The organism is Vibrio sp. SCSIO 43153, assembly GCF_023716625.1.
In the GTDB taxonomy this organism is placed as follows: Bacteria; Pseudomonadota; Gammaproteobacteria; order Enterobacterales; family Vibrionaceae; genus Vibrio; species Vibrio rotiferianus.
In genome coordinates this window covers 708,064-727,534 of record NZ_CP071856.1, presented here as the reverse complement: position 1 = coordinate 727,534, position 19,471 = coordinate 708,064, and the positions used below count along the sequence as shown (strand labels likewise).

Here is a 19,471-nt window from a genome sequence, read left to right as displayed (position 1 = left end):
GAGAGAATTAGTTTTGCTCAACCACTTCCAATTCAGCTTCACTTTGTTTTGCTACTTCAAGCATCTTACGAATGATGAACGATGCACCAAGTGCGATAGCCACCATTACCACCGCTAGGATAGTCAGCAGTTGGAAGTAGTCACCGTAAACGTGTTGTACGATTTCTTGCGTGATCTCTTGGCCTTTCTCTAGTGCGATAGACGTAGAGAATGCAGCACCCACGATACCACTTAGCGCGATTGCTACAGAGAACAAGCTTACTGAGAAGTTTTCGATGTGCTTAGGTGCCACAGATAGAATGAACGCAACAACCATTGAACCAACGATAACTTCAGCAATTGCTTGGAAGAAGTGAATCGCAAGGAAGATTTCAGGCATGATGATGACGTCTTCGCCAACAGTTGTTACTGCGAACGTTAGGATGCCGAATGCGATAGCGGTTAGCACGAATGCCAATGCAATCTTAGTCGCTGTTGATAGGTGAATGTCGCGTTTTTCTAGCATGCCAAAGAAGCCAGCAACGATAGGGCCACCAACCATACACCATAGTGGGTTCATTGCCATTGCTGCTTCAGGCTCTAGAGGGATGAAGCCAAATAGAGAACCTTTCAGAGTGTTGATCGCTACCATGTTCATTGAAGTCATCATTTGACCGTAATAAACGAAGAAACACGTGGTAAGGAAAGTCACGATCAGGATGGTACCCATCTTCAATGATTCCGCTTTGCTTGCTTTCAACATCAAAGAAACAAAGTAAAGAATCGCTGCACCGCCGATGGCGTAAACGATGTTTTGACCGATATCCATGTTAGAGAACATGAAGAATACCAGTGCAATCATCGCCGCTGAGATGATCGCGAAGAAAATCCAGTTCTTCATGCTTACGCTTTGACGATCTAGATCAGAAGCCACGCCAACCAAGCCTTTGCGGAACACAATTAGCATCACCAATGCGGCGCCAGCCATCACTGCAGAAATAGTGAAACCACCATTAAAGCCGATGATCAGCACAATCATAGGGAACAAGTATTGGCCTAGGAAGGCACCAATGTTGTTCACTGAGTAGTTGATTGGGTAGCCTTTCTCGAAGTCTTCTTGAGACTTGAAGGTACGCTTGTACAAGCTAGGGTAGGAAGGTGACATCAAACCACGGCCGTAGCTTGCTAGTGCGATACCACACATAGAGAGTGGTACGTTGGTAGCCGAAGCACCAAGAACAAGCAGCGCGTAACCAGATGCGAATGCTAAGAAGGCAATCGATAGAGAGCGGTAAGCACCTAAAAATTTGTCAGCGATGAACCCGCCAGCAATCGCAAATAGGGGGCCAATCGCCGAAAATGCACCGACGATCATCATGGTATCAGCTTCGTTGTAATTCAGATCCTCTAAGAAGAAACGCGTCAGACTGACTAACACGCCGTAAAATGATAAGCCAAACATCATTTGGCAGAACATCATAGATTTATTTAGTTTATTCCACATAATTAAATACTCACTATTGCGAGAAAGGTAGTTATTATTTCTGTTAAATGTTACTTAAACGCTATGTTACATATTGAAACAATTGTCGCATAAAACGAAATTAATGCACTAAAATTTCTAATGCGAAACGTTTGCCTCGCTAATGTGTTGTTCTAGATCAACTGAAAATTATGTGAATAAATGACTAAAAAATAACAATTTATAAGACTATTATTCTTTTGTGTTTTTTAAGGTTTTGAAAAGTCGCTGAATTAATAAGCAGAATGAAGAGAAGCGAAAGGCAGGCTGATTTTTATACACGAACAAAGGCGTTGGCGGAATATTGTCCGCCAACAATGAAAAATATTAATTAGCAAAAACTGATATAAAGTATGCTATTCGCATGGTGGAGCCATATGAATCACCGCGAGTCCACCAAGCGATGTCTCACGATATTTCTTGTTCATGTCTTTACCTGTCTGGTACATGGTTTCGATAACTTTATCTAATGAAATAAGACATTTGCTAGTGCGTTTTAACGCCATGCGTGATGCATTGATGGCTTTCATTGCGCCCATCGCGTTTCGCTCGATACACGGAACTTGAACCAAACCGCCAATTGGATCACAAGTCATGCCAAGCGAATGCTCCATAGCAATCTCAGCAGCAATGCAGATTTGCTCGTTGCTGCCACCACGCAGTGCGGTTAAACCTGCTGCTGCCATAGAAGAAGAAACGCCGACTTCTCCCTGGCATCCGACTTCTGCACCAGAAATCGAAGCGTTGGTTTTGTACAAGATACCAATCGCCCCAGCCACAGCTAAGAAGTCTTTCAGCTGTTTGTTGTCGAGCTCTTTGATGAAACGATGGTAGTACATGAGTACCGCGGGGATGACGCCAGCTGCGCCGTTGGTTGGTGATGTAACCACTTGACCGCCAGCCGCGTTTTCTTCACTTACTGCGAAAGCAAATAGGTTTATCCAATCCATGATCTCCATTGGATCGTTTTCTACTGCTGCGTTAGCTTCAAGCTTTTTGAGTAGGTTAGGCGCTCGGCGTGTGACGTTTAACCCGCCTTCAAGAATGCCTTCGGTGTCAAAGCCACGTTGCATACACAACGACATTACTTTCCAGATCTGTTCTGCTTTTTGGTCGATCTCTTCTTGCTCACGGAAAGCCAATTCGTTTTGAAGGATCATCCCCCCTAAGCTAAAGCCGTTTTGCTCTGCTTTTTCTAACATCTCGTCAGCAGACGTGAAAGGATAAGCAACTTGGATTTCTGCCTCATTGCCACCGTTTTCTAGCTCGGCAGCAGTGGCAATAAAGCCACCACCGATGGAATAGTAAGTTTCAAACGCCACTTGCTCACCAGCAGCATCAAAAGCCGTGATGGTCATGCCGTTTTCATGAAGAGGAAGGTTATCGCTGTGGAAGACGATATCGTGCTCATAACTAAACACGATTTCATGAACACCTGCGACAGAGAGCGTGCCGTGTTCAATGGTATGTTGTAGCGCGCTTTTCGCGCTCGTCATCTTGATAGTGTCGGGTTTATTACCCATTAGCCCTAAGACGGTAGCACGGTCTGTATGGTGGCCTTTGCCAGTCAGCGATAAAGAACCGTAAAGGTCAACTTGCACCTTGTGCACTTTCGCCATAGAGTCGCTAAGTAATTGAGTGAAATGGTAACCTGCGAGCATTGGGCCATTGGTGTGGGAACTGGATGGACCGACACCGACCTTAAAAATATCGAAAATCGACAGCATAATTGACTTCCTTTCTCTGCGGACCTTTGTTCAGGTCTCTAGAACGACATTGTTAATTAGATGTTAATGCCTGAAAGAGTATTGGCAAAGCAAATTTTTGTATACAAATTGTTCGCTAAAGTATGAGTAATTGAGATCTGGGTAATGAAGTTAAACAAGGTAGTGATCATTCTAGGTAAGCGCTTAGTGCACGATCAGTTAAGTGCTGAAGGCCGATCACGCGTGGAAGCGCTGTTGAATGTTTTAAACGAATTTTGCTTTGAGACGACTGCCTTGGTTTTTTGTGGCGGTGTGACTCAAGGACAAACCGTTTCAGAAGCGGATGCGATGTACCGCTATTTTTGCCAGTTAGCCAAGGCTAGGGAAATCGATTTTCCTGAGCAGCAGGTCATCATCGAGAATCGCTCACTCAATACGGTGCAGAACATGCAAAATGCTGCTGCGGAATTATTGAGGAGTGGCCTTTGCGAAACAGGGCAAACCATTGAAGTCACTTTACTCTCCAATGACTATCACCTAGAGCGCATCATCGAGATTCAAACCTTAATGGATGAACAAGGCTTATTGCGCGTATTGAAGTCGCGCTGTGCGGACATGGGAGTAAAGCTCAATATTCCACTCGACCTTTCACATCATGTGAGTGTGCCTTACCCTAATGCAGGTGTTTTAGCGGGAGCGTTTTTGTTGTTTGATGAACTCACGACTTACCGCGTGTATCTAGAGGGAGTTAAGCGCGGTGCCTTTGAACGTGAACTCGTTGAGGTGCGAGCAAAGCCTTTAGCCATTGCTCTTGGAGCGATAGAAAAGCTTCAAGCGCTCGATTTAGAGCCTGAAGTGCGAGGGCAAATTGCAGATATGAAAAAGGCCATCGAAATGACGGCCTTTGATGATTCAGTGGTTGCAGCAGAGCAAGCGTTAGCAGTGTTTCATCCGATATTAACGACGTTGAACCTGCAACTTGACCCCGAAGCGAATGGCTAGTTAAGCCACTTCAACTTACTGACGCTTAAGTTCGCGACGTGTGCGTACGGCACTTAGCGCGATTAGGCTGTAACACAGTAGCTCCATACCTTCTTCCGAGATGTTTTTCACATCACGTACGTAGTGCTCGCCCATTACGTGTTGCCAGAAGCTACCCATGCCGTACAGGCGAGAGAACACTAACAACAAGATCACCGAGCCGATAAGTAGCTTCATGTAAGGTGATTGTAGAATGGTTGCCATTTCGTTCACCGTGCCTTTACCGCCTTGGTACGCTTTCGCACAAGCCAGTGCAGTGAGTGCAAGAGCAGGGAAGACCCAAGAACCGTGGTGAATCATGTCGAACCAGTAATCCATTTCGCGAATCATCAATACCGCGAAAAAGCCAGAGATAAGGATCGCGGCGTGTGATAAGTGAGCGTCTTGCTTGGAAACATGGTAAAACGACCAAGAAGCACAAGCGAGCATAATTAGCTGTAACGTTTGAGTTATAGAAGCTTCACCGAGCCCAGAGCCCAGTAAAACGTAATCTACGCGAATACTCAGGTTCACTAGAATACTAATCGCAATGATGGTCAATGCACTCAACATCGATTTGTAGATAACGCGTTTTGATTCTTCAGTAATTTTTGAGTGTGCGTTAACAATGTTGGATTGTGCCGATTTAGTTTGTTTGACAGTATCTGTTTTCATCCTGGCCACCCGCTCCAATAAAAATGTGGAAAAAACGTGAAATTTCGTGATTTGCGCGAGAGATTTTATTGCCCAAGTGGAAAGTAATGTCAGGGAAATGTCAGAAATAAAACGCTGTTCGATATGGTGTCGCTATGCGGTAAGGCTGATAAATAAAGGGCTAAGTGTCAGAAATCTTGAATATTTAGAGAAAATAAAAAGGAGCATGAAGCTCCTTTGTTGTGAATTGTGTAATCTTAGATTGCGTAAATGTTAACCATTACGACTCAGCATTTTCTTTGTGGTTTTTACGGTAATATTCCCACTGCTCAACACGCTCATTTTCAGACAATAGACAGTAAGTTACGCGTTCACCGTTTTCTGTCACTGTATCTAGTTCACCACCTTGCTGCACGCAGTACACTGCTGCTGGGTTTGCTGCTGATGTGTATTCGTTTGAGCGAGTTGCACCTTCATAAGTAGAACAACCTGCCAGCACCGTTGCTGCCGCCACTGCCGTTACTAAAGCCGCCTTTTTCATTCTTGATCTCCGCGTGGGAATTACGAGTAGTGTGTTGATTATAGGAGAGTTTAAGAAAAATACTGTCTTATGTTTGTTAAAAACACGACGCTTGAAAGGGAATTCTGTGCAATTTTAGAATTTGCTCACTGTTCGTCTGGATACCCATGTATCTCAAGGTTATCTTAGGTGGCATTGTTGTAGTCTTGCTCAAATTGAAACTTGGGAATAGTTATGAATTTCGGTAGTATGCGCGCAAAACATTCACAGCGGAATCTGCGATGAGACATTTGAAAACCACCACGCACCCAGATATCGAACATCTGGATGACAAAATCATCTTCCAACGCAATGCGGCGCGCGCCATTGTATTAGACGGTGAAGATGTCCTGCTTCTTTACACAGAGCGTTACCACGATTACACCCTGCCGGGTGGTGGTATTGATGAAGGTGAAGACGTGATTGCAGGTTTGGTTCGTGAACTCGAAGAAGAGACTGGTGCGAAGAACATTCACAATATTAAGCCATTTGGCATCTTTGAAGAGTTTCGTCCTTGGTTCAAAGACGATGCGGATGTGATGCACATGACGTCTTACTGCTACACGTGCAAGATTGACCGTGAGCTAGGTGAAACGTCTTATGAAGATTACGAAGTGAAAAACGGCATGCGTCCAGTTTGGATGAATGTACATGATGCGATTGCGCATAATGAAAAGACGATGGCAGAAAGCCCTAAAAAGGGAATGAGTATCGAGCGCGAAACGTATTTACTTCAGTTGATCGCAAAAGAGCTGCTGTAAATTACACCGACTAACGCTATAAACCCCGCCCAATAAAAAAGTCCGAGCTCCCCCCCGGAACCCGGACTCATTCCAGACGCGCAAGCGAAGCGTCATCTTGAGTTATCTACTTCTAAAAACAATAGCTGTTTTATATTCATTATGTAAATAATTATTAGGTCTAACCTGATGGATTACACACCAATTACATCGCTATAGTGACAGATATCATAAAGCCAACTGCTAGAACCTGTGTACTTTGAGTCTAACTACTGCTAATTCTTACTTTCGAGATAAGATACCGTAACTTTTTTGAACATGTTTGTACCAAGATCACGAGTTGGAATATACGCATGTACAAAATATAAAATTACAAGATGTATACCCAAGTGACTTCAAGATGCAGGATTCAGAGCGTTGTCATTGATTCGAGGTCAAGGAAAACAACGCAGCGTAATAGCCAGCTCTTTCCAAGTTGTTTGACGCAGCCATTGGTTTAATAAAAATTCGAGTCAATGACACGCTCCCAAAGGGCACTCTTTGCAAATAGTAAGGGTCTTGGCTTGTATACTTTGTTGTCGACTCTTGATTTAGACCCACTAGACCTTTAAATCGCCGTCTCGTCTACAAACCCAGTCATTCTCGCTGAACCTAGCATCTCGAGATTACTTGGGTATATAGCACTATAGGTTGATTAACGGCGGAAGAGGTTTTAAGTCGACTAATGGTTGATTATTGGCTGTAAAGTTGGAGCCGAACAAAGCAAACGACTTCAGTCGTTGGGGGATCACTTCTCCTAAATTGACGATCTGGTTCAATGCATAAAATCGCGCAACATATTGAGTGGTTTCCGTTGGTAATGTTAATGATGAATATTGATTAGTTTTAGCTTGCCGTATTGCTCTGTCAACACGCCCTTCCCCTGCGTTATATGCCGCTAAGGTAAGGGCAAGGTCTTCACCAAACTTGTTGTACAAAAAGGCTAAATAATCGAGTGCTGCATCTGTACTTTCATGAGGGTTAAATCTTTCGTCTTTCGTTGCGTCTATTCTCAATCCAAAACGTTTAGCGGTAGATGGTATTAACTGCCATAAACCAGCTGCACCAGCGTGAGATACTGCTTGGGTGTTATAAGATGATTCAAGCATAGGAATGAGAATCAAAGATTTAGGTAATGATTTCTTCGTTAAACGATCGGCAATGTGCCCAACAAGCATTTGAGAGTGTGTAAGGCGATTGTTTATTTGCTCTTGATAGGGTTGAAGGAGGGCTAATTGCTGCTGGATCGCTTGAGCGCGAGGTTGGCCGTAGACGACTTGAGAGATAAGCAAACTTGCTATGAATAAAAAAGTGCCCGCCCTTCGGTGTAGGAATGGTTGCAATGAGAGCGGGCGAATCAAACTGACGTTAGAAGGTGTGTTCTTCATAGGTATGTTGAACAGGATGTTTGAGTTGATTCATTAGCTCATGAAACGCCGCGGAGCTTTGTCCATTGCGTTGATTAAACGTTTGGCACTGCTTAATTAAACCCTCAAGAGTATTCCATTGAGCTCTGGCTTTGACGTTCAGTTTTGCAGGAAGCGCATTAAATATACGTTGCACACTTTGTTCATTCGTTGGGAGGTGTAGCTTTCTCATGCACAGACTTCTTTCTGTAGCATTGGCACCGAGCTGATTGAGGATTGGCATTTGTTTCGCGATATTGTTATTTAATGCTTCACTGTCAAACGTTAAATAGATTGAAGCTTGCTCTTGAAGAAGCACTAATAACTCTTGGTAGAGTTTTATGTCAACTGCGATGCTTTTCACAAATGTTTGAATTAACTGAGACGTCGGTGAAGCCATGCAAATTTCCTCATTAGTCGGTTTATTCGTGACCAGTGTGGAACTGCATTAGTGCTTTCGATAAAGCCTTGGTATCTAGGCTCAACTCGCCTTTGGTTAAGGCGCTACGAATCTGTTCCACCTTTTCCATATCAACATTAGGAAGAGAGGCCATCTCTTTTTGAGCTTTATCGATAGCAGAGGTGTCGGCTTGGAAACTGTGCTCTTGAACCTGAGCTCTTACTGGTGCTTCAAGAGGCTTTTTTGTTGTCTGTTGTAAGCTTGTATGCGGTACATGTCCGCCGGCAACTTTATCGATTTTCATTTTGTAATCCTCAATCATCGTCTTCTATTGAACTTAGGCGACCATAGATTGACGATGGTTAAATCAAATTTATGATTTTTTGTGCTCAAAACCTTTGCATCTTGAAACGTATTTTATGTATTTACGAGCAATCTTGCTTAAAATTGATAACTGGAGTCCAAAATCAAAATTGTGTGTGTGCTTGGTTTAGCCCAGTAACAATGGCGTGTACGACTTTACCTGAAGTTTTATTTTGAACCTCGATTTGCTCTCCTCGGTAGCCAGTTTCTAGCGCGATGCCTTTTGTTGTTGCCTTAAACCCATCTTTAGTGGCTATCAAGACAATCTCATTTCCTTTTTCAATCAATGCTGGTGTTTCAACGTTGCTCTGACTTAGCAACTGACCACTGCGAATTCGTCTTGCTGCTTCGTTGCCGCTGACTTTTGAGATTTTGGTAAAAAAGCTGTCTTGTTTTGAGAGTGTTCTACGTTCGATTTTTAGGTCGGCAGCAGATATCAGGGAGCCACGGTCAACGGTGTTGTTCGCTACAACGACATCTAAAGACACGCGCGACTTTATAGTTACGTTTATACGCCAGCTACTTGTTAAGTCATCACAACTAACTGAGCGCTTTAGGTTACCAACAGGTTGTGATTGGTGATCTCGCGCTGAAATGACGAGTGGTTGGCTACACTCAGGTAAATGGTTTACTGATTTTGGTACCCATAAATCGTAATTCAGCTGATAGTTACCCCATCCCGCATTATTGGCATATCGCGTTACTTCTTGTTCAAACTGAGCAGAAACATGCTGTCTAACGATGCCTTCATTAGATGATCCTATGGCTATATTTGGGGTGAAAGAAAGCCCCAAAACTGTCAGAGCCATTATATTAGGAAACATCCTCGTCTTTCGCTTCCTAGTCCTATTGTTTTCTTCCGTAATGCGGAAGTTTGATTTCCGTTCGTCTGTATAATGCATTGATTAATAAGCTTTATTTTGTTGGCATGTATTTTGTTTCTTATTTGTCAGAATTACAACGACTTAAAGGAAACTTGAATGGCGATCACATTTGATAGTGCTCTAGGCGTTCACCCAGACGCACTTAACTTCCGTGTTCAGCGTACCAAAGTACTCGCCAGTAACCTAGCAAATGTTGATACCCCGGGATACCTGGCAAAAGATTTAAGTTTTACCACTGTTATGAGCCAAATGAGCGCTGGGGGTGTAAACAAGCCGATTCCAAAGTTTCAGGTTCAAACACAGTACACGGTGCCGTACCAAAATAGTAAAGATGGGAATACGGTGGAACTTGGTGTAGAGCAGGCAAAGTTCACCCAAAACAATATGGACTTTCAAACCAGTTTGACGTTTCTGAATATGAAATTTAACGGACTGGCGAAAGCAATTGAAGGACGTTAAATATGTCATTTACTGATATTTACTCAATCACTGGCTCGGCGATGAATGCACAGACCGTGCGATTGAATACCGTTGCGAGTAACTTGGCGAATGCGGATGCGGTGTCCGCTAACCCAAATGATGCTTATAAAGCACTAAAACCTGTTTTTGCCACGGTTTACAACAAAACTCAAATGGCAACAGAAAACGGTGCGTACCCGAATGCAGAAGTGCGTGTTGTTGACGTCGTTCAAAGTGCTGGCCAGGCAGAAAAGCGATTTGAACCTCATAACCCTCTAGCAAATGACGAAGGTTACGTCTACTACCCTGATATTGATGTTGTGGCAGAAATGGCAGATATGATGTCTGCAACGCGTAGTTTTGAAACTAACGTTGAAGTTCTTGCCAATGTGAAAAGCATGCAACAAGGTTTGCTTAAGCTAGGGCAGGGCAGCTAATGAGTCTTGCACAATATACTGCACTATCCGCAGACACTCCCGTGTCATTGGCTTCAAATGACACTTCTGCTGTTGCTAACAACCCTAGGGACACAAGCAATCCTGCTTCATTAGAGAATGAGTTTATTACTCTGATGGTCGCGCAAATTCAAAACCAAGACCCTCTTAATCCATTGGACGGAACCGAATATGTGGGCCAGTTAGCACAATTCTCGCAAGTTCAGAGTATGGAGAACATGTCCGGCCTGATGCAAAACAGCATGGTATTGCTCGATAACATGCAGGTGCTATCTACCGCTGGTTTGGTAGGCCAAACAGTTTATGTCTCTTCAAACGAGTTTGAGCTTAATGATGGCGTGCAAAGCGGACGGATTGAGTTAGGTCATGCATCGAATCAAGTCACGCTTGTCGTTAAAGATGAGTATGGTCAAAAAACAAAAGTGCCACTTGGTGCACATGCTGCTGGGGACGTGGACTTTTCTATAGATCCAGAAAAGCTCGGTTTAAAGCCAGGCAAATATTCGGTCTCAGTTGAAGTAGAAGAAGGTCAGGCTAGCCCAAATGTTTTGCTAGCAGGAAAAGTCGAACAGGTGCGCATCCCAAGTACTGGTGGCGCAGCTCTAGTTAAAGTTGACGGTGTCGGTAGCGTCCCGTTTTATCAAATCTCTCAGTTTGGTGCTTAACCCAATAAGGAAAATATAGGTCAGTTATGAGCTTTAATATTGCACTAAGTGGCTTAAATGCTACTAACTCGGAATTGAATACGATCAGTAACAACATTGCGAATGCATCGACATTCGGTTTTAAGGGGGCTCGAACCGAGTTCTCATCAGTATACAGTGGTATGCAAGCTAGTGGCGTTGAAGTGGCATCAATTTCGCAGAACTTTGATAAGAACGGCACAGTGACCAGTACAGGCCGTGCAATGGATCTTGCTATAAATGGTAATGGTTTCTTTGTGACTAAAGACCTTTCTGGGCAAACGCTGTACACTCGCGCCGGTATTTTTGCTCCCGATAAAAACAATTATGTTGTCGCTAACAACGGTGCAAAGCTGCAAGGTTACAGTGTCGATAGTAATAACCAGCTTATGTCAGGTACTGTTGGTGACATCAAAATTTCTAACGCTTCTTTGGGCGCAAAAGCGACTGATAAAATGGATTTTGTTGCTAACTTTGATGCGACTTCTCCAGTTATTACCGCGGCCTTCGATTCAAAAGATCCCAAGACTTTCAGTTCTTCGTACACAACAAAAGTACATGACTCGTTGGGTAACTCCCACACAGTAACTCAGTACTTTACTAAAACCGCGGATAATACGTGGCAAGTGAACATTCAAGTTGATGGTGGCTCGACAGCTTTGACTGCTCCCACCACGGCGCAGACGGTTACTTTTGACACTGAAGGTAAATTAGCAACACCTACCGCTCCTTTCAATATTGCATTCAAAGCTCCTGGTGCACAGGATATGAGCATCGATGTTGATTTAGCAGGTACAACTCAGTTTGGTGCGGCTTTTGGCGTAAGCACAAACAACCCTAATGGGTATGCATCAGGTGAATTAACAGGTGTTCGTGTTGAAGATAATGGTGAGGTTTACGCAACTTACACGAATGGACAGTCTCTTCTACAAGGCCAAGTGGTTCTGGCTGATTTTGCAAGCCCTCAAGATCTAAACAAGGTTAGTGGCACTGCTTGGACTCAAAGCTTTGGGTCAGGCTCTCCTGCGATTGGTGTTCCTGGTACAGGTGTTCTTGGTAGTTTAACTCCTGGTGCCTTGGAGGGTTCAAATGTCGATTTGACTAACGAGTTAGTGAGCTTAATGACGGCTCAACGCAACTATCAAGCAAATGCAAAGACCATTTCGACCAGTGACAAGCTGACTCAAGCCTTATTTAACGCTGTTTAACGAGGTCTGATATGGATAGCTTGTTATTTACTGCGACATCGGGAGCTAGCCGAGTACTAAAAGCTCAGCATGTACGCTCCAACAACTTATCAAATGCTGATACTGCAGGTTTTCGTGCAGATATGGAAAGAGTGCAGAGTGTTCCAGTGCAAGGCGCTGGTTTTGACGGTCGAACAATGGTCGTCACTAACTCTGCTTCAACTCGTTTTGATGCCGGAGACTTGATTAAAACAGGTCGTCCACTTGATATCGCAGTTCGAGGAGATGGCTTTTTTGCTGTTGAAACTCCTGGCGGTGAAGAAGCTTATACCCGAGCGGGTAATATCAAAGTCGACACTTTTGGTGCTATGAGTATCAATGGCTTTCCTTTGCTCGGCGAAAACGGTCCTCTCGTGTTGCCTGACTATCAAAAAGTAGAAATCAGTGAACGAGGAAGAGTGTCAGTTACACCACCAGGTGGTGGTGCTGAACTAGAAGTTGGCACTCTGAAAATGGTAAATCCACCGCAAGGGCAGTTACAGAAAGAGAGTGACAGCCTTTTGCACAATGTTGACGGTGGCCCATTCCCAGTCGATGAAACGGTACAAATCGCCCCTGAACATCTAGAAGGTAGCAACGTGTCTGCGATTGATGAATTACTTAATGTCATGTCATTGACGCGAAACTTTGAAATGCAAGTTCGCATGATGAAAACCGCTGAAACTCTAGCTCAGGCCGGCAACAAATTAATGGCGGCGAGATAAATTCGCCTCCCAAGGAGATAAGCAATGCACTCTGCATTATGGGTAAGTAAAACAGGCATGGCAGCCCAAGATACCAAAATGACTGCCATCTCGAACAACCTTGCAAACGTCAACACAGTCGGCTTTAAGCGTGACCGAGTTGTGTTTGAAGACTTGTTCTACAGTATTCAACGCCAGCCAGGTGCACAAGTTGACCAAGTTAACGAGCTACCAAGTGGTGTTCAATTGGGTTCTGGTGTTCGTGTTGTGGGCACACAAAAAGTGTTTACTCAGGGCAACACGCAGAATACTAACCAGCAGTTTGATCTAGCGGTTATGGGACAAGGCTTTTTCCAGATCGAAAACTCTGATGGCCAAATCATGTACACCAGAAATGGTCAATTCCATATCAACTCTGAAGGTTTGATGGTGAATAGCCAAGGTTTGCCGTTAGAGCCACAAATTCAGATTCCAGACAATGCCGCGGCTATTTCGGTCGGTGTTGATGGCACAGTGACCTCTGTAAGCGCTGATGATCCAACGCCTCAGCAACTTGGTCAAATTACACTGGCGAAGTTTATTAACCCTGCTGGTCTAGAAGCGGTAGGCGGAAACCTGTTCAAAGAAACAGAAGCAAGTGGTGCTGCTGATGAACTCGTTGCCGGTGAAGATGGTGTTGGTAGCATTAAGCAAGGTGCATTAGAAGGCTCTAACGTACAAGTGGTTGAAGAAATGGTTGATATGATCACTACACAACGTGCTTACGAAATGAACGCTAAAGTTGTATCTGCTGCTGATGACATGCTGAAGTTTGTCGCACAATCAATGTAAGTAATGTGGTGATGATGAAAGACAAAGCAATAAAAACGCTTTCCCAAGCTTGGGTCTTAATCGCGGTGTTGTTAGTTGGCTGTGCTGGAAGGCAGGAATTTGTACCTCCCTCTCCAGACAGTGAAGAGTATGCGCCGCCAAAATTAGACTACACGTTACCAGAAGCCAAGTCCGGTAGTCTTTATCGTCACCAATATACGATGACGCTTTTCCAAGATCGTCGTGCTTATCGTGTCGGGGATATTCTTACGGTTCTTTTGTCTGAAGAAACGGAGTCGAGCAAAAAGGCTGGCACTCAATTTGGTAAGAAGTCTGGCGTTAATTTTGCTGCCCCGACCATAGGCACTAAAACTATTGATGAGTTGGGTGTCAGCATTGATGGAAGCCGAAGTTTTGATGGCAGCGCTTCTAGCTCTCAAGGTAATAAACTGCAAGGGGCAATTACCGTTACAGTTCATGAAGTATTACCAAATGGTGTGCTTCGAATTAGCGGTGAAAAGTGGTTACGACTCAATCAAGGTGACGAGTTTATTCGTTTGAGCGGTATTATCCGGGTTGATGATATCAGCCGAAATAACCAAGTGTCATCTCAGAGAATCGGTGACGCGCGAATCACATACTCAGGCCGTGGCGCATTGGCTGATAGCAATGCTGCGGGTTGGTTGACTCAGTTCTTTAATAGCCCTTGGGTACCATTCTAATGAAACAACACAGAGCCTTTTTATCTTCACTCCTAATGGTGTTGTCTTTAGGAGTTGTGACTACGACTCAAGCGGAAACAGAAATTAATTTGATGGATTTGGTGGATGTGCAAGGCATACGTCAAAACCAATTGGTGGGTTATGGCCTAGTGGTTGGCCTCAATGGGCAAGGTGACCGTAACCAAGTTAAATTTACCTCCCAATCAATCACGAATATGTTGCGCCAATTTGGAGTACAAATTGATGACAGCATGAACCCCAAGCTAAAAAACGTCGCATCAGTGAGTGTGACGGCATCAGTAGACCCAATGGCTGGCCCAGGTCAAACCTTAGATGTAGTTATCTCGTCTATAGGCGATGCTAAAAGCCTACGTGGTGGCACCCTACTATTGACGCCACTACGCGGCATTGATGGTGAGGTTTACGCGGTCGCGCAGGGGAATGTTGTGGTAGGCGGGTTGTCAGCTGAGGGAAAAAGTGGCTCCAAAATCAACATTAATATTCCAACGGCGGGTCGTATTCCTAACGGTGCAACGCTGGAACGAGAGATTGCTACTGATTTCAATGAACGTGAAGAGATTACCCTCAATCTACGCAAACCAAGTTTTACTACAGCGAAAAACATAGCTCGCGAAATCAATAGTACTTTTGGTCCTAATGTCGCGAAAGCTATTAGTAAGGCGCGAGTGGAAATGCGTGCGCCTATGGATACTCAGCAACGTGTAGTCATGATGTCCATGTTGGAAGAAATGAGTGTTGTAGAGGGAAGAAAGCCAGCTCGAATCGTCTTCAATTCACGTACTGGTACTGTTGTGATTGGTAAGAACGTCAAGGTGGGTGAAGCTGCTGTCAGTCATGGCAATCTCACAGTACGTATTTCAGAATCACAGCAAGTGAGCCAACCAAATGCGTTTGCTGATGGTGAAACTAAAGTGGTTGATCAAACTCAAATCGACATTGATGAAGAGCAAGCTCAAATGGTGATTTGGCCTCCGGGCACTGAATTGAACACGATTGTTAACGCTGTAAATAGCCTAGGTGCTACGCCAACTGATTTGATGTCAATTTTACAGGCCCTAAATGAAGCGGGTGCACTCAATGCCGAGCTAGTCGTCATCTAAGGGGAATCAAAATGAAGTTAGATAATGACCAAAATCAACTATCGAATGTACTGTATCACGACAATAGTGCGCTAAATAAAATCAAAAATAGTCATGATGATGAAGCGACGCTTGAAGCGGTAGCAGGCCAGTTTGAAGCCATGTTCCTGCAAATGGTACTGCGTCAAATGCGCAGCAGTAGCGATGTTATAGCAGATAAAGACAGTCCTTTTTCAAGTCAGCAGCAAGGGGTTTTTCGAGACATGTACGATGGCCAACTCGCCATTGAACTAGCGAAAAAACAAAACTCAGGCATCGCAAATATGTTAGTGCAACAATTGAGCCCTTCAATGCGCGAAGTTGAACTCAGAGGGGCGTTAGCGGTTGGCTCTGCAAATGATATTAAGTTCCAAACTATGGGATTGAAAGAAGCGGAATCTACATCACAACTTTATCAAGATGGTGCCCTAAAAATGGATGATGCTCTTAATTCTTCAACTGAAGCGGTCGCCTCAGTAAGACAAGTACTAAGTGAGGCTGGGATGACAACGGCGTTTTCTCAGCCACTTAATCGAAAAGTGGAGCTGTAGATGAACCTGGTTAATATTGCACTATCAGGCTTAAATGCAAACAGAGTTGCACTGGATGTGACTGCTCAAAACGTTGCCAATATTAATACTCCTGGCTACAGTCGTCAGCAAGCGGTTAATGCGTCAGTCGGCGCGGGAGCCTATGATCGTCTCAGCCCGGGAGCTGGTGTTGAAGTAACGAGCATCCGACGTGTTGCGGATCAGTTTTTAGTGAAACAGACTTGGTCCACCAATAGTTTGGCAGGCTACGCTTCAAACTATACGGTTAGTATGAGTTTGTTAGAGAATACGTTATCTGCAGATGGCTTTAGCGTTTCAGCAGGCTTAGATACATTATTTGCTTCATTGAATGATGCGACAGTAAAACCTGAGTCTATCCCATACCGCCAGCAGATCATTAATGAATCGGAAGCGCTTTCGCGTCGTTTTAATACCTTAACTGAGTCACTGCATAATCAACATAAAGATATGAGTGATCAGCGAACCGCGGCGACGTCACATGCGAATAGCCTACTTAGTAACATCGCACAAGTTAACAAGCAGATCACTGAAATGCAGGGAACCGGAGGGAATCCTGCACATCTTATGGATGCTAGGGATTCTCTGATTGGTGAACTATCACAAGTGATCGAAGTAAAGACCACGAATCAACCTGATGGCACAATCCAAGTTACCTTAGCCTCCGGACAGCCCCTAGTCATGGGGTCTGAAGCAGGGAAGATCAAATCCACGCCAGATCCAGCAGATCCTTATATGGCGACTTTGAATGTTGAATTTGGGAAGCAAGACTTTGCTGTATCAGGAGCCGTAGGCGGCAAGCTAGGTGCCATTACGGATTACCAAAATGATGTATTAAAGCCAAATTTAGTGGCTCTCGATGATATGGCGAAATCTCTGGCCGATGAATTTAATACGATCTTGGCTACAGGAAAGGACTTGAATGGCAACGCGGGTAAGCCCCTCTTTAGTTATGACCCCGCCAACCCTTCCGCTAGTCTAACTGTTACAGATATTCAGCCAGATGAGTTGGCGTTCTCTAGTGATGGAACACCAGGTAATTCAGATGTGTTGAGTAGCGTCATAGAGCTGAGTAACAAGCCCGTTGCTATCACTGGCTACGGTTCTTTAAGTTTAAATGATGCGTTTACAGCTATGGTTGGTGAGACTGCTATTAAAGCTCGCCAAGCAAGTGCAGACTTTGATGCCAAACTAACGGTAAACAAACAGGCTCATGCTGCACGAGATAATGTGAGCGCAGTAAACAGTGATGAAGAAGCCGCAAACCTAATGACATTTGCCAATGCTCATAACGCGAATATGAAAGTGATTAGCACTGCAAATGAGCTTTTCGATTCCGTGTTGCAGTTATTCTAGAAAGGAAATAATGATGCGAATTAGTGACAATCAGTTTAGTCAAATGATGTTACAAAGCCTGCAAGGTAATAATGCGGGCCTCGGCAAAGTGCTGCAACAAATGTCGACAAGCGAGCGTTTGACAAAAATATCAGATGACCCGATGGCTTCGATTAAATTGCTTAATCTTGAGCGAGAAGGTAGCGCTATTAACCAATATCAATCCAATATTGCTAACGTCAAAACCACTCTTTCTAGTCAAGAAACGCACTTAGACTCGGTGAATGAGAGCTTAAAAAGTATTCGTGATCTTGTATTGTGGGGAGCGAACGGTTCACTAACGGATGCTGACCGTGATGGCATGATTACGGAGCTTAAGAGTTTACGAGATTCCGTTGAGTCATCATTTAACGCTCAAGATGAAGAAGGTCATTATCTGTTCTCAGGGACGAAGACAGATACTCCAGCAATTAACAGTGCTGGTGGTACTTATGTTGTCGATGGTAACGGTGATAAGCGTGTCGTGACAGTTGCCAAGGGCGTTACAATGGAATCGAATATGACCGCCAAGGACATACTAGAGCTGGGTGGTGGTAATAATGTACTCAACCAAATTGATGCACTAATTGCGGAATTTGAGACTCCGAGTCCTAATTTTAGAGCAACAGTAGACGCAACACTTCAAGTCATAGATGATACATCTGCCAATGTTCTAGGAGCAATGACAGAGATTGGTGGTCGTCACAACAATTTAGACCTCCTTGATAGCGCTCACGGAGAGAATAAACTGTTTGTCGATAAAGTGAGCAGTGACCTTTCCGCGTTAGATTATGGTGAGGCTTCTGTGCGTTTGAGTAACTATCTTGCAGCTTTACAAGCGACCCAAGCGAGTTACGTGAAGATCAACGATCTTAATTTGTTTGACCGTCTATAAGGTTAGGAAGTTTTTTTATGGTAATGAGCACAGTAGAGGTTAGGCCGCATAGTATTCGACTAGGTGGTCAAGAACAGACCTCTATCATGCCAACTCGGTCAGCGGACTCTAGCAGTAAGATAACACCGCGACCACAACCCTCTCAGGCTGGCACGACGTCAGCCTATTCTGTTTCTGGGGTACTACTGACCCAAGGGCAGCAACAAGCGACGTCGGTGCAAATTGCGTCTAAGTCTTTGCAAGTTATTGGCAAAGAGCTTACCTCGATCAAGCGACATCTGTCGCAAGCCTTGAATGTGGGAGCTCAAAATGTATCGGGTTTACAGGACAACTTAAGTCGTTCAAAACAGAACTTACATATCGCTCTCGAACAAGCTAGGTTTGACGGTAAAAAAGTAGTAGACAACGAACTTAATCTAAAACTTGATAGAGCTGATATTCGCCGTTTTTCAATTCCAGGGTTAAATGTTCATAGGTTGAGTGAAAAGCCAGAGCAGATTCGTTTAGATTTTCCGCAAGGTCAGTCAGTAATGATTCAATTCGATGGGCAAGCCGATGGGAATCGCACAGTAAAAATGCTCGATCGCAGTTTAATTGCTATGGGCATGCGCGCATCGCTTGCCGAAGACGGAACGATCTTATTCGAGGCTAGAGAGGGAGCATATAGCCAAATGCAACAGCGTGTGTTTGTTACTGGTGAGGGGCACCGTTTCCCTGCAGGACAGGCAAATACGTTGAGTTTAAAAGCTGAGCCCGATGGTATAACAGAGCTCGGTTTTGATTTGGGTTCACGCGATGGCATCAAACAGTCTATTGCTAAGGTTAATAAGCACCTGCAACACGTACATAGCAGTTTGGATCAAGCTAAGTCATTTCATGGCGAGCTTCAAACCCAGATGCAGTCGATCCAAAGCCAGGCAAAAGTACTGCCAGTGGACAAAGTAAACAGTACATTAGATAGCTTTTTAGCATCATCTGATCAATTTACATCGACTTTCCAAGCACTTAATGCACAAGCAAATGTGCGTCGGCATACTGTAGTGGCACTGTTGAAATAACCTATCAAGAGTACAGCAAGATTCCCTTCTCGGTTTTATGTGTGATTTCAAAAATTAGAAAAGAGTTGGGTATCACCTTTCTAGATCGTTATTAAAAGAGATTAT

General features: G+C 44.1%; 22 protein-coding genes. 14 read left to right on the top strand and 8 right to left on the bottom strand.

Annotated elements, in window-relative coordinates; genetic code table 11:
* Positions 1–7: 7 nt before the first annotated feature.
* Positions 8–1,483, bottom strand: coding sequence for a peptide MFS transporter (locus J4N37_RS19470; protein ID WP_045390889.1), 1,476 nt, complete (start codon positions 1,481–1,483; stop codon positions 8–10).
* Positions 1,484–1,857: 374 nt separating this feature from the next.
* A complete protein-coding gene (locus J4N37_RS19465; RefSeq protein WP_017817330.1) occupies positions 1,858–3,228 on the bottom strand; it encodes an L-serine ammonia-lyase in 1,371 nt (456 codons plus the stop codon).
* 144 nt (positions 3,229–3,372) lie between these two features.
* Between J4N37_RS19465 and J4N37_RS19460 the strand changes: the two genes are divergently transcribed.
* The gene (locus J4N37_RS19460; RefSeq protein WP_045390893.1) at positions 3,373–4,209 is read left to right on the top strand and encodes a YdcF family protein; all 837 of its coding nucleotides are present in this window, start codon (positions 3,373–3,375) and stop codon (positions 4,207–4,209) included.
* A gap of 15 nt (positions 4,210–4,224) precedes the next feature.
* Here the strand turns inward: J4N37_RS19460 and J4N37_RS19455 are convergent, their stop codons facing one another.
* Both J4N37_RS19455 and J4N37_RS19450 read right to left on the bottom strand, forming a co-directional pair.
* Positions 4,225–4,902 (bottom strand): hypothetical protein, encoded by a 678-nt coding sequence (locus J4N37_RS19455; protein WP_010450804.1) that lies wholly within the window; start codon positions 4,900–4,902, stop codon positions 4,225–4,227.
* Positions 4,903–5,161: 259 nt separating this feature from the next.
* Positions 5,162–5,422, bottom strand: a complete 261-nt coding sequence (locus tag J4N37_RS19450; RefSeq protein WP_010450807.1) for a putative hemolysin — start codon at positions 5,420–5,422, stop codon at positions 5,162–5,164.
* 260 nt (positions 5,423–5,682) lie between these two features.
* Between J4N37_RS19450 and J4N37_RS19445 the strand changes: the two genes are divergently transcribed.
* On the top strand, positions 5,683–6,201 hold the full coding sequence (locus tag J4N37_RS19445) for an NUDIX hydrolase (RefSeq protein ID WP_252043145.1): 519 nt from the start codon (positions 5,683–5,685) through the stop codon (positions 6,199–6,201).
* A 662-nt stretch (positions 6,202–6,863) separates the two neighbouring features.
* On the opposite strand, the gene J4N37_RS19440 is transcribed toward J4N37_RS19445, so the two are convergent.
* The 4 genes from J4N37_RS19440 to flgA all read right to left on the bottom strand — a co-directional run bounded on the left by J4N37_RS19440 (position 6,864) and on the right by flgA (position 9,197).
* Positions 6,864–7,607, bottom strand: coding sequence for a lytic transglycosylase domain-containing protein (locus tag J4N37_RS19440; protein ID WP_100085126.1), 744 nt, complete (start codon positions 7,605–7,607; stop codon positions 6,864–6,866).
* Positions 7,588–8,025 carry a flagellar export chaperone FlgN gene (flgN, locus tag J4N37_RS19435; protein ID WP_010450813.1) on the bottom strand — a complete coding sequence of 146 codons (438 nt, stop codon included), beginning with the start codon at positions 8,023–8,025 and terminating at the stop codon, positions 7,588–7,590. Before flgN ends, J4N37_RS19440 begins: the two co-directional genes overlap by 20 nt.
* Before the next feature lie 22 nt (positions 8,026–8,047).
* On the bottom strand, positions 8,048–8,329 hold the full coding sequence (gene flgM, locus J4N37_RS19430; RefSeq protein WP_010450816.1) for a flagellar biosynthesis anti-sigma factor FlgM: 282 nt from the start codon (positions 8,327–8,329) through the stop codon (positions 8,048–8,050).
* Between the two features lie 163 nt (positions 8,330–8,492).
* A complete protein-coding gene (gene flgA / locus J4N37_RS19425; protein WP_010450818.1) occupies positions 8,493–9,197 on the bottom strand; it encodes a flagellar basal body P-ring formation chaperone FlgA in 705 nt (234 codons plus the stop codon).
* Between the two features lie 171 nt (positions 9,198–9,368).
* Here flgA and flgB point away from each other — a divergent pair, with 171 nt between their 5' ends.
* Genes flgB through J4N37_RS19365 form a run of 12 tightly spaced genes read left to right on the top strand, consistent with a single transcriptional unit; the run spans position 9,369 to position 19,366 of the window.
* On the top strand, positions 9,369–9,731 hold the full coding sequence (flgB, locus tag J4N37_RS19420; RefSeq protein WP_010450820.1) for a flagellar basal body rod protein FlgB: 363 nt from the start codon (positions 9,369–9,371) through the stop codon (positions 9,729–9,731).
* Positions 9,732–9,733: 2 nt separating this feature from the next.
* Positions 9,734–10,168, top strand: coding sequence for a flagellar basal body rod protein FlgC (gene flgC, locus J4N37_RS19415; protein ID WP_010450822.1), 435 nt, complete (start codon positions 9,734–9,736; stop codon positions 10,166–10,168).
* Positions 10,168–10,851, top strand: a complete 684-nt coding sequence (flgD, locus tag J4N37_RS19410; protein ID WP_252043144.1) for a flagellar hook assembly protein FlgD — start codon at positions 10,168–10,170, stop codon at positions 10,849–10,851. The genes flgC and flgD overlap by 1 nt, the downstream gene beginning before the upstream one ends.
* A 26-nt stretch (positions 10,852–10,877) precedes the next feature.
* Positions 10,878–12,077 (top strand): flagellar hook protein FlgE, encoded by a 1,200-nt coding sequence (gene flgE, locus J4N37_RS19405; protein ID WP_010450827.1) that lies wholly within the window; start codon positions 10,878–10,880, stop codon positions 12,075–12,077.
* 11 nt (positions 12,078–12,088) lie between these two features.
* Positions 12,089–12,820, top strand: coding sequence for a flagellar basal-body rod protein FlgF (flgF, locus tag J4N37_RS19400; protein ID WP_010450828.1), 732 nt, complete (start codon positions 12,089–12,091; stop codon positions 12,818–12,820).
* Positions 12,821–12,844: 24 nt separating this feature from the next.
* Positions 12,845–13,630 carry a flagellar basal-body rod protein FlgG gene (flgG, locus tag J4N37_RS19395; RefSeq protein ID WP_010450831.1) on the top strand — a complete coding sequence of 262 codons (786 nt, stop codon included), beginning with the start codon at positions 12,845–12,847 and terminating at the stop codon, positions 13,628–13,630.
* A gap of 11 nt (positions 13,631–13,641) precedes the next feature.
* The gene (flgH, locus tag J4N37_RS19390; RefSeq protein WP_171357472.1) at positions 13,642–14,331 is read left to right on the top strand and encodes a flagellar basal body L-ring protein FlgH; all 690 of its coding nucleotides are present in this window, start codon (positions 13,642–13,644) and stop codon (positions 14,329–14,331) included.
* Positions 14,331–15,452 carry a flagellar basal body P-ring protein FlgI gene (locus J4N37_RS19385; RefSeq protein ID WP_010450836.1) on the top strand — a complete coding sequence of 374 codons (1,122 nt, stop codon included), beginning with the start codon at positions 14,331–14,333 and terminating at the stop codon, positions 15,450–15,452. The genes flgH and J4N37_RS19385 overlap by 1 nt, the downstream gene beginning before the upstream one ends.
* 11 nt (positions 15,453–15,463) lie before the next feature.
* The gene (locus J4N37_RS19380) at positions 15,464–16,021 is read left to right on the top strand and encodes a rod-binding protein (protein WP_010450838.1); all 558 of its coding nucleotides are present in this window, start codon (positions 15,464–15,466) and stop codon (positions 16,019–16,021) included.
* Positions 16,022–17,395, top strand: a complete 1,374-nt coding sequence (flgK, locus tag J4N37_RS19375) for a flagellar hook-associated protein FlgK (protein WP_010450840.1) — start codon at positions 16,022–16,024, stop codon at positions 17,393–17,395.
* A gap of 13 nt (positions 17,396–17,408) precedes the next feature.
* Positions 17,409–18,308 carry a flagellar hook-associated protein FlgL gene (flgL, locus tag J4N37_RS19370; RefSeq protein WP_038883782.1) on the top strand — a complete coding sequence of 300 codons (900 nt, stop codon included), beginning with the start codon at positions 17,409–17,411 and terminating at the stop codon, positions 18,306–18,308.
* A 17-nt stretch (positions 18,309–18,325) separates the two neighbouring features.
* Positions 18,326–19,366, top strand: coding sequence for a hypothetical protein (locus tag J4N37_RS19365; protein ID WP_010450844.1), 1,041 nt, complete (start codon positions 18,326–18,328; stop codon positions 19,364–19,366).
* Positions 19,367–19,471 lie beyond the last annotated feature (105 nt).